Origin of the sequence: Leisingera caerulea DSM 24564 (genome assembly GCF_000473325.1) — a bacterium.
GTDB lineage: Bacteria > Pseudomonadota > Alphaproteobacteria > Rhodobacterales > Rhodobacteraceae > Leisingera > Leisingera caerulea.
On sequence record NZ_AXBI01000011.1, the window covers coordinates 37,937 to 50,656 of the forward strand.

12 protein-coding genes are annotated in these 12,720 nt (G+C 64.5%); 3 read left to right on the plus strand and 9 right to left on the minus strand.

Features of this window, described 5'->3' with window-relative positions; translation table 11 throughout:
* Positions 1–42: 42 nt before the first annotated feature.
* From CAER_RS0101610 to CAER_RS0101625, 4 genes are all read right to left on the minus strand, one after another.
* Positions 43–816: an IclR family transcriptional regulator gene (locus CAER_RS0101610; RefSeq protein WP_027233760.1), complete on the minus strand. Its 774-nt coding sequence runs from the start codon at positions 814–816 to the stop codon at positions 43–45.
* A 13-nt stretch (positions 817–829) separates the two neighbouring features.
* Entirely contained in the window at positions 830–2,188 is a 1,359-nt protein-coding gene (locus tag CAER_RS0101615) for a TRAP transporter large permease (RefSeq protein WP_027233761.1), read from the minus strand.
* Positions 2,188–2,856 (minus strand): TRAP transporter small permease, encoded by a 669-nt coding sequence (locus CAER_RS0101620; RefSeq protein ID WP_027233762.1) that lies wholly within the window; start codon positions 2,854–2,856, stop codon positions 2,188–2,190. Before CAER_RS0101620 ends, CAER_RS0101615 begins: the two co-directional genes overlap by 1 nt.
* Positions 2,857–2,961: 105 nt before the next feature.
* Positions 2,962–4,194, minus strand: a complete 1,233-nt coding sequence (locus tag CAER_RS0101625) for a TRAP transporter substrate-binding protein (protein ID WP_027233763.1) — start codon at positions 4,192–4,194, stop codon at positions 2,962–2,964.
* A 110-nt stretch (positions 4,195–4,304) separates the two neighbouring features.
* Here CAER_RS0101625 and CAER_RS0101630 point away from each other — a divergent pair, with 110 nt between their 5' ends.
* Complete coding sequence (locus tag CAER_RS0101630; protein WP_027233764.1) at positions 4,305–5,894, plus strand: GMC family oxidoreductase; 1,590 nt, start codon at positions 4,305–4,307, stop codon at positions 5,892–5,894.
* Between the two features lie 122 nt (positions 5,895–6,016).
* On the opposite strand, the gene CAER_RS0101635 is transcribed toward CAER_RS0101630, so the two are convergent.
* From CAER_RS0101635 to ubiT, 4 genes are read right to left on the minus strand one after another with little or no spacing between them, the layout of a single operon-like run.
* Entirely contained in the window at positions 6,017–7,261 is a 1,245-nt protein-coding gene (locus CAER_RS0101635) for an NnrS family protein (protein WP_084299339.1), read from the minus strand.
* Positions 7,222–8,127, minus strand: coding sequence for a ubiquinone anaerobic biosynthesis protein UbiV (gene ubiV / locus CAER_RS0101640; RefSeq protein ID WP_027233766.1), 906 nt, complete (start codon positions 8,125–8,127; stop codon positions 7,222–7,224). Before ubiV ends, CAER_RS0101635 begins: the two co-directional genes overlap by 40 nt.
* Positions 8,128–8,131: 4 nt before the next feature.
* Positions 8,132–9,109, minus strand: coding sequence for a ubiquinone anaerobic biosynthesis protein UbiU (gene ubiU / locus CAER_RS0101645; protein ID WP_027233767.1), 978 nt, complete (start codon positions 9,107–9,109; stop codon positions 8,132–8,134).
* Complete coding sequence (gene ubiT, locus CAER_RS0101650; RefSeq protein ID WP_457911918.1) at positions 9,109–9,648, minus strand: ubiquinone anaerobic biosynthesis accessory factor UbiT; 540 nt, start codon at positions 9,646–9,648, stop codon at positions 9,109–9,111. Before ubiT ends, ubiU begins: the two co-directional genes overlap by 1 nt.
* A 115-nt stretch (positions 9,649–9,763) precedes the next feature.
* On the opposite strand from ubiT, the gene CAER_RS0101655 reads away from it, so the two are divergent.
* Both CAER_RS0101655 and CAER_RS0101660 read left to right on the plus strand, forming a co-directional pair.
* A complete protein-coding gene (locus tag CAER_RS0101655; protein WP_027233769.1) occupies positions 9,764–11,293 on the plus strand; it encodes a UbiD family decarboxylase in 1,530 nt (509 codons plus the stop codon).
* Positions 11,290–11,868: a UbiX family flavin prenyltransferase gene (locus CAER_RS0101660; RefSeq protein WP_027233770.1), complete on the plus strand. Its 579-nt coding sequence runs from the start codon at positions 11,290–11,292 to the stop codon at positions 11,866–11,868. Before CAER_RS0101655 ends, CAER_RS0101660 begins: the two co-directional genes overlap by 4 nt.
* A 36-nt stretch (positions 11,869–11,904) precedes the next feature.
* Here the strand turns inward: CAER_RS0101660 and CAER_RS0101665 are convergent, their stop codons facing one another.
* Complete coding sequence (locus tag CAER_RS0101665) at positions 11,905–12,708, minus strand: SDR family NAD(P)-dependent oxidoreductase (protein WP_027233771.1); 804 nt, start codon at positions 12,706–12,708, stop codon at positions 11,905–11,907.
* Positions 12,709–12,720: the final 12 nt, after the last annotated feature.

Below are 12,720 nucleotides of genomic sequence, written 5' to 3' on the forward strand. Positions count from 1 at the left end.
AATGGCCATGAGATGCTGTGACAGGGCCTGCGCCCCTGGGCCTTATGCCAGGTTCGCCAGCTCACGTGCTGCCTTCTGCAAGCATGGCAGAAAATCCGTCAGGTCCTGCAGGCTGCGACGCTGCACCGGTGCGTGGACCGAAAGCGTTGCAAGCAGCCGGCCGCGGGCGTCCCGCACGGGGACGGCGACGGCGACCATGCCGTCAATGAACTCTTCGTCGTCGGTGGAATAGCCGCGGCCGGCAATTGCGCCCAACTCCGCGGTGATCGCGTCCGGATCGGTGCAGGTCTTACCGGTCACCGCTTCCAACGGGCGGGCGCGCAGAACGGCCTCCAGCGTGCTGGGCTTGAGGGTGGAAAGGTACATCTTGCCGCTGGCGGTGCAGTGGAAGGGCACCTGGGTGCCGATCGGCAGCTGAATGCGCAGCGGCCACTTGGTTTCCACCCGGTCCAGATAGGTCATCCCCTCGCGGTCGGGGGTGGCAAGGTTGCAGGTCTCGCCCAGCTCTTCGGCGACACTTTTGAGGATGCTGAGGCGGCCGGTGCGCAGGTGTTCGGACGACACGGTGTTGAGCGCCAGCTGGCGCAGGCGGGGGCCGGGGCCGTAGGCCCGCCCGTCCAGATCGCGCTGCAGGAAGCCTTCCGCCTCAGCCGTCTGCATCAGCCTGTGAACGGTCGGCTTGGGCAGGCCCATCGCCTCGATCATCTCAGCCGGTTTCACCGCAACGCCGCGGCAGGCGACCTCCTCCAGCAGCACCAGAAGGCGCAGGTTGGTGGGGATCTGCCCCTCATTCTTGTCCAGCGTACCCGCTGCCATCGCCGCCTCACCGCTATTTATCGGGCAGCAGCACCAGGGCGAATTCGGGAACCAGAGAGACCAGGACCCAAACGCCGATCAGCGCTGCAAGGTAAGGGACCGTATAGCGAAGCAGCCGGAAATACGGAACACCGGTCACACCCGATGCGACATAGAGGTTCAGCCCGTAGGGCGGGGTGATGAAGCCGATGGAGGCGCCGACCAGGAAAATCACCGAGAAATGGATCGGGTCGACCCCCGCGGAGGCGGCGATGGGGGCCAGGATCGGCGCCAGGATGATGGTGACCGGCAGGCTTTCCAAGACCATGCCGGAGAAGAAAACGATCACCATCGAGGTGAACAGCACCGCGTGGTAGCCGCCCATCGAGGTGACAAACCCCCCGATCACCTGCTGAGCACCCAAGAGCGACAGGATTTGCTGCATGACCACGGAGATCGCAATCAGCGGCGCCAGGATTCCGGTGATCTGGGCCGAGCGCACCACGATCCCCGGGATTTGCGGGATGGTGAACCCTTCGACCACCAGCATTTCGGCATAGGATTTTTCTTCCCATGTCTTGCCGCTGCGGGCGCCGGTGATTTTGGTGACCACCCAGGACAGGACACCCGCGATAACGCAGAAACCGACAGTCACGCCCGCCGCCTCGGTGGGGGAGAACTTGCCGGTGTAGATGCCCCACAGCACCAGCCCGATGGCAAAGAAGCCCAGCCAGGCGCCGAAGGCGGTTTTCAGGACCCGGTTCAGCTGCAGCGGGATCAGGAAGCCCCAGCCGTTCTTGCGGCAGATGACCCAGCAGGCCAGCTGCATGCCGATGACCATCATCGCGCCGGGCAGGATGCCGGCCACGAACAGATCCGAGATCGGCAGGTTCATCAGGAAGCCGTAGACAATAAAGATGATCGAGGGCGGAATGATGATGCCGACGGTGCCGCCCGCCGCGGCGGTGGCGGCCGAGAACCGCTCGTCATAGCCGCCTTTGACCATTTCGGGGTGCAGCATTGAGCCGATGGTGGCTGTTGTCGCCGAGTTCGAGCCCGAAATCGCGGCAAACAGCCCGCAGGCGCCCAGCGAGGCCATCGCCAGCCCGCCCCGCATCCAGCCGAGGCAGGCATAGGCAAAATCCGAAAGGCGCCGGGCAATGCCGGACTGGTTGATCAGGTCGCCGGTCAGGATGAACAGTGGCATCGCCAACAGGGCAAAGCCCTTGTTGAACACGTTGAGAAGCTCGGCGCCCATGTTGTCGAGCGTCAGCCCCAGCACAAAGGAGCAGCCGATCACCCAATAGCCGATCACCAAAAGCACCGGCACCCCCAGCATGAACAGGAAGGTGACCCCAATCGAGATCAGCGTGACCCAGGTTCCCGTATCCATTACACATCCCCTCCGATCACGGCCTGTTTGATCAGCGGCGCGCCGCTGCGGTAGTTGCGGATGTCGTCGCCCAGGTTTTCGAACACCCGGGCGATCATCAGGACAAAGGACATCGGCGCGGTGATCAGGAACCACCATTGCAGCACGCTGTCGGTGCCCAGCACGATCTGGAAATTCGACGCCGACAGCGCGGTCAGCCGGGTGGTGGTGACAAAGACGATGACGGCAAAGCCGAACCACAGCACCGCGTCCAGTGCAAGGCAGCCCATTTGCGCCCAGCGGGGCATGATGGTGCGGAATTCGGAAAAGCTGAGGTGTGTCCGCAGCCGCACGTTAAAGGCGGCGCCGAACCAGGCCATGATCATGAACAGCAGGGGCGGGATGGTCGTGGACCAGGGCTGCTGGTTCTTGAACACGAAGCGGTCGATCACTCCCCAGAAGATGATGAAGGCAATCGCCAGGTAGCTCCACACCATGATGGAGCGCTCCAAGTGCCGGTCCAAAAGCGGCACCAGGCGGTAGACCAGCATCACCAGCAGGCCGCCAAGCGCGGCGGCAACGGTGCCCAGCACCCAGGCGGCATTGCTTTCCAAGGCATTGCGGATCTCCCAGCTGTCCTGGGACGCGAAGGCGCTGATGATGGCGCCGATGTCCGACCAAAGCTGCATCTGTTCCTCCCCTCATTGCCGCTGTGACCCCGCCGGATCAGCCCGGGCAAACAAGGCCGGCGCGTGCCTCTGGCGCCGGCCCTCTGCTCGCGGTTCAGGCCTGTATCAGCCCTTCCACCAGCGGCGCGGCTCCACGTTTTCGGGCTTCATGTCCTTTTCGACTTCGCGCGCGATGGTGTAGATCTCCTGATAGGTGTCGATGCCGCCGGCCCATTTGTTCAGGCGGTCGCGCCACTGTTCCCACAGCTGCGGCTGGAACTCGGGTGAGCACATTTCCTCGGCCATGCGGATTTCGCTGTCCGGCAGGAAAGCCGGGCGCACGCCGTTCTCCACAAAAATCGTGCCGGGCAGCTGCGGGTCGCTGAAACCAACGGTCTTGACCAGTGCCGCCTCGTTTGCGGCCTGCACATGGGCCTGCGCCCAGTAGGCGCTCTCCATCACTGCGTCCTGCAGGTAGCCTTCGAGGCCGTCAAAGACCTTGGCCGACATTGAGGTGTGCTCGGTTCCGCAGAAGAACTTGAGGTCGACCGACTGCGAGACCACCGGCGCCATGTTGGCATAGGCCACGGCGGAGGCCCAGGTTTCGGCGCCGTCGATCAGGCCCTGTTTCAGCCCGTCGAGGGTCTCTTCCCAGGCCACCGGCACCGGGTTCAGGTTCAGTGCCTTCATGGCGATCCGGCCCAGCTGGGTGCCGGTCACCCGGTTCTTGGTGCCGAACAGCTGTTCCAGTTTGGTGATGGTCGGCTGGTCCTTGTATTTCAGGCCCAGCTGGATGCCGCGCAGCTCGCAGTGGCTGAACAGGAACTTCAGCCCGTGGCGCTTCTCCAGCGGGTCGCGCAGGATTTCCTGGCTCTTGGGGTGATAGAGGAAATGGTACTGCGAGGCGCGGCCCGGGAACATGAAGGCATAATCCAGCACGTTCAGGTAAGGCGCGCCGCCAGCCGAATTCTGGGTCGATGCGGCGTAAATGTCGACGATGCCCTGCTGGGTTTTCTCCACACAGCTCAGCTGGCCGCAGATCTGATTGTCGCCGATGAATTCAATGCGGATTTCGCCGTCGGTGCGGGCCTCCAGGTCACGGGCGAATTCCAGCGCCCCTGCCCGTTCGATCAGCAAGTTGCGCGCGTTAAAGCCCGAGGCGCCGAACTTCAGCGTGTGCTTGGCGGGCTTGGCATAGCGCTTTTCATATGTCGATTCCGCCGCCGAGGCGAGATTCGCCAGGCTCATCGCGCCGCCAAAGCCGCCGGCGGCCAGCAGTGTCGAGCTCATCCCGTAAGTCCCTGCCACACGGAACAGATCCCGCCGCGAGATGCGGCTCAATTTGTTGGTCAGCCCCATAATTTTCCTCCCTAACATCAATTATTGAGACGTTTAGTATCAAAAAACGCTAGATCAATTTGCACATCCTGTATAGAAGTTTTTTCATCGAGGGATCGGGAGGGACGGTTTTGGAGGCGGATTTCATTGTCATCGGCGCAGGGTCGTCCGGCTGTGTTGTCGCAAACCGGCTGAGTGCGGATCCGCGCAGCAAGGTGGTTCTGCTGGAGGCCGGCGGGCGGGACATAAATCCCTGGATTCATATTCCGGTCGGCTACTTCAAAACCATGCACAACCCGTCCGTTGACTGGTGTTACAAGACCGAACCGGATCCGGGTCTCAATGGCCGTTCGATCGACTGGCCGCGGGGCAAGGTTCTGGGCGGGTCATCCTCGCTGAACGGGCTTCTTTATGTGCGCGGCCAGAAAGAGGACTATGACCGCTGGCGCCAGATGGGCAACGAAGGCTGGGGCTGGGAGGATGTGCTGCCATTGTTCAAGCGCTCCGAGGATCAGGAGCGCGGCGCTGATGAATATCACGGCACCGGCGGGCCGCTGGCGGTCTCCAACATGCGCATTCAGCGCCCGATCTGCGATGCTTGGGTCGCCGCGGCGCAGGAGGCCGGATACCCATTCAACCCGGATTACAATGGCGCCAGGCAGGAGGGCGTCGGCTATTTTCAGCTGACCACCCGCAACGGCCGCCGCTGCAGCGCGGCGGTGGCGTTTCTGAAACCGGCGCGGAGCCGGGCCAACCTGCAGATCATCACCCATGCCCTGGTGGAAAAGATCAACCTGGACGGGCGCCAGGCGACGGGCGTCACCTATCTGGACCAGGCAGGCCGGCGGCAGACCATTACAGCGCGCAAGGAAGTCATCCTGTCTGCTGGTGCGATCAACTCGCCGCAGACCCTGATGCTGTCGGGAATCGGACCAGCAGCGCAGCTGAAGGCCAATGGAATTGAACCTCTGGTCGATTTGCCGGGCGTTGGCCAGGGGCTGCAAGACCATCTGCAGGCGCGGCTGGTTTACAAGTGCAACGAGCCGACGCTGAACGACGAGGTGCGCAGCCTGTTCAATCAGATGCGGATCGCATTGAAATACGCGCTGTTCCGGGCCGGGCCGATGACCATGGCCGCGAGCCTTGCAACCGGCTTCATGAAAACCCGGCCTGATGTGGCCACACCTGATATTCAGTTCCATGTTCAGCCCTGGTCGGCGGACAGCCCCGGCGAGGGGGTCCATCCGTTCTCGGCCTTCACCATGTCGGTCTGCCAGCTGCGCCCCGAAAGCCGCGGCGAGATCCGGCTGAACGGGCCGGACCCGGAGAGCTATCCGAAAATCATACCCAATTACCTGTCGGCGGAGACCGATTGCCGGACTATTGTGGATGGTGTGAACATCGCCCGGCGGATTGCCCGCCACAGCCCGTTGTCCTCCAAGATTGCGGAAGAGTTCCGGCCCCATTCCAGCCTGGAGATGGAAGACTATGACGGCACGCTGGACTGGGCGCGCAGCAATTCCGTTTCGATCTACCACCCGACGGGAACCTGCAGGATGGGCCAGGGCCCGGACGCAGTGGTGGACGCCGGTTTGCGGGTGCATGGGGTCCGGGGGCTGCGGGTGGCCGATTGCTCAATCATGCCGGAAATCGTCTCCGGCAATACCAATGCGCCTGCGATCATGATCGGGGAAAAAGCCAGCGATCTGATCACCCAATAGCTGTTTCACTCTGCCCCGGAGCTATGCCTGGCCGTTCAGACCGCTACCGGTCAGTCCTGCCGCGTGTTCAAGAAGGCTTCATCTGCAATTTTCATTTAGCCCTCTGTTCTGCCGGTACGCGATCATGGCTTTCCGACGCTGCGCCCGCTCAGGACCGGGCGGCGGACCGGGCCGGACAGGGCGGGCAGGAAACCCGCGACGAAGGCCAGCCATCCCGCACACCAAAGCAGCGCTGCGGCAGTTATCAGGGTTTCGGCATGCGCAGGAAAAAGGGGAACCGCCAACCGGACCCACGCCGTGAGCCAGACCAGAACAACCCCGGCCTTGAATCCGGAACCGGCCCGCATTGTCCCGTCCGGGGCGTGGCAGGCGGCCCGCCCGGCAATGGCCATGATCAGCCCCGGCATGGCCCCGATGGTAATCGCGTGGACAGCCGCTGCCATTGGGTAGCCGGAAAAGCCAAGCCCGGCGGCCCCGATGGCCAGCGCGCCAAGCGGCAGCCAGAGAAAAGCCATGTGCTGCGCTGCCAGCAGCGGATTGCGAAGCGTCGCGCAGGTGCGCCAGCCCTTCATGGTCCAGAGCATTGTCACCGCTGACGCAATCAATGCTGCATGGGCCGCGCCGGAAAAGCCGGCCAGTGTCAGGACCACCACCAGTGCCAGCAGCCCCTGCGGCAAGAAGCACAGCCGCGTCCAGCCCTGCACCGGCGGGCCTGAATAGCCCTGCTGCGCCAGCCAGTTGCGCGTAAATGCAGGGACCGCTCGCGCGCCGGCGCTGAACATCAGCAGGATCAGGCCGGTCAGGATAATCCGGGCAAGCGCAAGGCAGCCCCATATATCGCCGGCGGCCGCTCCGGTCAGGAAAACGGCTTCGCCGGCGCCCAGGGCTGGAACTGCCGCGGCCAGCCCCAGCTTGCGATAGGCCTTGGCTGCGGCAATCTGCCGGCAAAGGAAGACGGAGAGGCCAAGGAAGAAAGCCGCATTGAGCAATAGCGGCACCGCAAACGGCAGCGCTTCGAAACCGGCAGTTGCGATCCGTGCCAGGACCCAGGCCAGCGTCAATGCCTTCAAACCTGTGCCGCGCAATGGCGGCTGCGCGGTCCAGCCGGGCAACGCCGTCAGAAGATAGCCGCCGATTGCCGCGGCGGTGAAGCCAAAGATCAGCTCATGGACATGCCACAAAACGGCAGTCGGAAAAGCCGGGGCAGGCAAGCCCAGTCGGACGCCCAATGGCCACCAAGCCACAGTCAGCAGTGCGCACAGGAACGCAGACAGGAAAAGCGGGCGGTGCGGCGCGTCCCAGAACGCGCTGAAATCCCGCCCCGAAATCAAGCCGAGGCCGGATCTGCGGACCAGGAGGCTCCGCACGGCCCTGTCAGGAACCCGTCGCTCAGCCGGATGTCCGGCGAGATTTTCCGGACCTCGCTGGCAAGAGCCCCGCGGGGCGACTCTCCGTTCAAACGCGCGCGGTAGGCTTGGCAAAGGCCGGAAAACCCGTGCGATTGCGGTGACAGGCGCAGGGCGGAAACCCCCGCTGCGGCCAGGGCCTCGATGTGGTAGTCCGCGCAGGCATAGCTGTCCGACAGGGTCTGCACGCCGTTCATGGCCATAAAGGGCTGACCCTCCAGCGTGCGCACTTCCAGCCCGTCCGGGTCCGCTTCGCAAGCAAACTGGCAGTTGTCTTTGGTCCGCTTGTGCAGGCGCGCGTGATAGCAGCGCCCGGATACCGCCAGCGGCAGCCGGCCATGGCCCCAGACCTCAATGGCTACACCCAGCCCGCTTGCCGCCCGGGCCAGCGTCTCAACCGAGGCGAGCGGCAATTCCGGCGGCAGGCAGACGCGTTTGGCCCCCAGCGACGCCAGCCAGGCCAATGTCCCCTCGTTATAGACGTTTATCAGCGGCCCGACGTGAAAACCGGTGCCCTGGGGCAAATTCGCCAGCGCTGTCAGGTCGTTGATTTCAACCGTCACCCCCATTTCCGCCAGTTCTGCGGTCAGCTTGCGCTCGCGCTTGAGGGTCACCAGCGCCAGGCTGGTCAGCACTGCCTCCTTGCCTGCATCAGCCAGGGCAGCCAGCGCCTCCGGGATGCGGTCCTGATAGAATGGCAGGCGTTTGGAGCACACCAGCTCACCCAGGACGACCCGGTCAACGGGGGTTCCGGCCAGTTCGCGGTAGAACGTGCTCCATTGTTCGGCCGGCCAGAAGAATTGGTTCGGCCCGACAGTCAGTTCCATGCTGTTATCTCCAGGTCTTCTTGTAGGCGCCGGTGGTCATGGCCTGACCCTCGGACAGGCGCGCCAGCATCCCCTGCGGCAGCGGCTGGCCTGCCTCCAGCGCATCAACGGCGGCGCGGAAGTTGCGCACGACTTGCGCCACATACGACTTGGAGCGCTGCCGCCCTTCGATCTTCAGCGCCGTGACACCGGCCTTGTGCAGCTGCGGGATCAGTTGCTCGGCATTCAGGCTTGCCGGGTCTTCAAACAGGTGGCCGGTTTGGCCGCCGGCGGAAAAGCAGCCTTTGCAGAGTGTCGGATACGGGGCAGGCTCATCCTTTGCCGCACGGTGGATCGTATATCCGCCAAGCTTGGCATCCAGCGCGCCGTTGTCGTTGTGATACTCCACATGGCTGGCGGGAGAGCAGACGCCGTTCATGTTCGGTGACAGCCCGGTCGCATAAGAGGACAGCGAACAGCGCCCCTCAGCCATCACGCACAGGCCGCCAAAGACGAAAACTTCGGTCTCGGCCTCTGTTTCGGCATTGATGGCGGCGATTTCCGGCACCGAGAGAACCCGCGGCAGCACCACCCGTTTCACACCAAAGGTCCTGGCATAGTAGTTGATAATGTCCGCATTGGCGGCGGCGGCTTGCACAGAAAGATGCAGGCGCAGGCCGGGGTGGGTGCGCGCGGCATAGTCCAGCAAACCCGGGTCGGCCAGGATGACGGCATCGGCTCCGGCGTTTTCGGCATCGTCGATGGCGCGGTGCCAGACAGGCTGATCGCCTGCGCGCGGAAAGGTATTGACCGCCACCAGGACCTTGGCGCCATGGCTGTGGGCAAAGGCCACGCCGTCGCGCATCTCGCTGCGGTCGAAGTTCAGCCCGGGAAAATTGCGGGCGTTGGTCTCGTCGTTGAAGCCGCAATAGACAGTATGCGCTCCGGCTTTGACCGCGGCCCGCAGCGCGGCGGGCGTGCCGGCCGGGCAGACGATTTCCATCACCATGCCGCGTCCTCCGCTGGACGGGCCAGGCAGACACCTGTGCGCCGCCCGGCAAACCCCGCGGCCTGCAGCAGAAGGCCGGAAAACGGCCCGGACATGGCAGCAATCTCCTGGGAAATATCCAGCTCAGCGTCATCCACGGCATTGCGGAGGGCCAGCGCCGCAGCGGTATCGCCTTCGATCACAAGATCACGCGAGAAAAACAGGGCGTCCCCGTCATAGGCACCGTGGACCAGTCCCAGCAGCGCTGCCAGCGGGCCGGAAATCCGGGCGGCTCCGTCACAGCTGCGGCGTGTGGCGCGGACCGACGGGAGGCCATCGTTCGGATCAAGGCAAAGAACAACGGGCAGGTCGGTGGGATCCAGGACAAACCGCGTGCGGCTGTGCTCTCCCAAGCGGCGGAACAGGCCGGGATGGCGCCTGGCGATACGGCGCGAGCAGGCCGTCAGCGAAAGGGACAATGGCCCGAGGGGCAGTATTCGCAGCAGGCGCGCAAGCGCTGCGGGACATTGGGGGATCCGGGTTCGGGTCAACAAAGAAATCCTTTTCCGCCGGTTACTTCGGTCGCTGGTGTGTTCTAGGCCCCGGTCCGCCGCCCAAGTTTGTCGTGCGTCAAATTCGCGGTGCGAAACTCTGCTAGGGCTCAGCGGAATTCAGCCTTGGAGCAGTCCCGTTCGCACGCATCCGCCATATCCCAGCCTGCGCCATTTCCTCGACTGGTGCGCTGCAACCGGCCAGTTCCGGCGGGTTCCGGATCCGGTTTCCGTGCGCCACCGGATGACGGCAGTGCACCGCGCAGTGCTGGAAGCCGGGGGGCCGGTGCTGCAATTCGACCGTCCGGTTTTGGACGATGGCCGGATTTCGGACATTCCGGTTGTGGCGAACCTCTTCGGGACCGCTGACCGGGCGGCCGCCGGGCTGGGGGTCTCTCAATCTCAGCTGGACGATCTGGGGGCCTTTCTGGCTGCGCTCAGATCGCCCGCCCCGCCCGATGGCCTGCGGGATGCCCTGTCGCGCTGGCCCATGCTGAAGGCGGCGCTGGCCGCCCGGCCGAAGATGGTGAAAACCGCGCCGGTGCAGGCCGTCATCCATGAGGGGCCGGAGGCCAGCTTGTCAAACCTTCCGGTGCAGACCCATTGGCCCGGGGATGCGGGGCCGCTGATCACTTGGCCGGTGGTGATCACCCGCCCGCACGGCAGCGCCCCGGAAAACGTCAGCAGCTATAATGCGGGCGTGTACAGAACCCAGGTGCTGGACCGCTCGCAGCTGATCATGCGCTGGCTGCCGCACCGCGGCGGCGCCGCGCATCACCGCAGCTGGGCAAGGCAGGGCGAACCGATGCCGGCGGCTGTGGTTCTGGGCGCAGACCCGGCCACGCTGATGTCCGCTGCGCTGCCGTTGCCGGAGACCGTGTCGGAACTGGCCTTTGCCGGGGCCCTGGGCGGCGCCCGGCCGCGCTTGGCCGCCTGCAAAACCATTCCCCTGATGGTGCCTGCCGATGCAGAAATCGTTCTGGAAGGCTGGGTGTCTCCGGATGAAACAGCGCCCGAAGGCCCCTTTGGCGACCACACCGGGTATTACAATCCGGCCGAGCCCTTTCCCGTCATGCAGGTCAGCGCGGTAACCTGCCGTGAGAACCCGATTTACCTGTCCACCTACACCGGCCGGCCGCCGGATGAACCCGCCATCATCGGCGAGGTTTTCAACCGGCTGGCGTTGCCCGCGATCCAAGCCCAGATACCTGAAATTCGCGACCTTTGGCTGCCGCCGGCCGCCTGTTCCTACCGCATTGCCATTGTCAGCATCGACAAACGCTACCCGGGCCAGGCCCGCAGGGTGATGATGGCGCTTTGGGGGATGCTGCCGCAATTCAGCTACACCAAGATAATGATTGCAGTGGACGCGGACACCGACCCGCGGAAATGGGACGACATCGCCTGGGTTCTGGCCACACGCATGGATCCGTCCCGCGATGTCATGATCCTGGAGAATACACCTATGGACTACCTTGATTTCGCGTCCCCGCAACCGGGATTGGCCGGCAAGATCGGCATTGACGCCACAACAAAAACCGGCAGCGAAACAAGCCGTGAATGGGGGCAGGTCATGCAGGGAGCGCCGCAGGACCAGGCCTTTGCCGCCGATTTGGTTGCCCGTTTGATGCCGGACTTGAAGGGGTGAGCGTGCGGCGGGTAGTGCTGGGCGTTTCGGGCGCCTCGGGGGCAATGCTCAGCCTGGCAGCAGCGCGGCATCTGGCATCAGCCGGAGTGGAGATTGACCTGGTGGCCAGCGCCGCCGCCAAGCGCACGCTGGCCGAAGAATGCGGCCCTGATGCAGTGGAAACGCTCATGGCCCTTGCCGCGCGCACCCACGCGGTCACTGACATCGGCGCAGCTATCGCCTCAGGTTCGGTTCCGGTGTCGGGGATGATCGTCGCGCCCTGCTCGATGCGCTCCCTGGCAGCAATCGCGCACGGGCTTGACGATAATCTGCTGACACGGGCCGCCAGCGTGCAGCTCAAGGAGCGCAGGCGGCTGATCCTGCTGGCACGCGAGACGCCGCTGACGCTTGCCCATCTGCGCAATATGGCCGCGGTGACCGAGATGGGCGCAATCGTTATGCCGCCGGTGCCTGCATACTATCTTGCCCATGCCACATTAGCAGAGGCCGCCAGCCAGACGGCTGCCCGTGCCGTTGACCTCTTGGCGCTGTCCGCCCCTCACGCGCAGGCCTGGCGGCCCAAGGCTGCAGGCTGACTGCCCGCTTGCCAGCGTGCGGCGGTCACCCGGCGGCTACTGCGCCGTCCAGCCGCCATCGACGGGGATCGACGTCCCCGTGACATTATGCGCCTCGCGCGCGCACAGCCAGAGCGCCAGCGCACCGATCTCGGAGGGGTCGGAGGTGCGGCGCGAGGGTTGTTTCTCGGCCAGGAGATCGGCGATCCCCGCAGCCCTGTCGCCGCCATGCAGGGCGGCGCGGGCCTGGACTTGCGGCTCGATGATTGCGGTTTCGGTCCAGCCGGGGCAGATGCAGTTGACAGTGATACCCCCCGTTTCGCGGCTGCCCTGGCCTGCGTATTCCAGCGCCGCGACCCGCGACAGCCCCACCAGCCCGAATTTCGACGCCACATAGGGCGCCTTGTTCACCGAAGCGACCAGCCCGTGGACCGAGGCAATATTGACGACGCGCCCGTATCCGCGCTCGGCCATTTTCGGCATCGCCAGACGCATCGTGTGAAAGGCCCCGGTCAGGTTGACGCCCAGAACCGCCTCCCAGGTGGCGGCGTCGGCCTCCGCCAGGGAAACCGTTTTCTGAATGCCCGCATTGTTGGCAAGAATGTCGGTGCCGCCCCATGCATCCATTTCGGCCATCATGGCTTCGACCGCGTTTGCGTCCCGCATGTCCGCATCGAAGAACCGCGTTTCCGGCGCGCCGGCAGCCGTGACTTCGGCCATTGCGGCCCGGGCCTGTTCCCGGCCGGCCAGCCCGTGCACTGCCACCCGGGCGCCCGCCCCGGCAAATGCTTTGGCCATAGCCAGCCCGATGCCCTGAACCGACCCTGTTACAAGTGCGGTCTTTCCGGTCAGATCAGTCATGTCTTTGCTCCT

Bases quoted from the DNA above. Each gene is read 5' to 3' on its own strand.
- CAER_RS0101610 (WP_027233760.1), bottom strand. From the start codon at position 816: ATGGCAGCGGGTACGCTGGACAAGAATGAGGGGCAGATCCCCACCAAC.
- CAER_RS0101615 (WP_027233761.1), bottom strand. From the start codon at position 2,188: ATGGATACGGGAACCTGGGTCACGCTGATCTCGATTGGGGTCACCTTC.
- CAER_RS0101620 (WP_027233762.1), bottom strand. From the start codon at position 2,856: ATGCAGCTTTGGTCGGACATCGGCGCCATCATCAGCGCCTTCGCGTCC.
- CAER_RS0101625 (WP_027233763.1), bottom strand. From the start codon at position 4,194: ATGGGGCTGACCAACAAATTGAGCCGCATCTCGCGGCGGGATCTGTTC.
- ubiV (WP_027233766.1), bottom strand. From the start codon at position 8,127: ATGGAACTGACTGTCGGGCCGAACCAATTCTTCTGGCCGGCCGAACAA.
- ubiU (WP_027233767.1), bottom strand. From the start codon at position 9,109: ATGGAAATCGTCTGCCCGGCCGGCACGCCCGCCGCGCTGCGGGCCGCG.
- CAER_RS0101665 (WP_027233771.1), bottom strand. From the start codon at position 12,708: ATGACTGATCTGACCGGAAAGACCGCACTTGTAACAGGGTCGGTTCAG.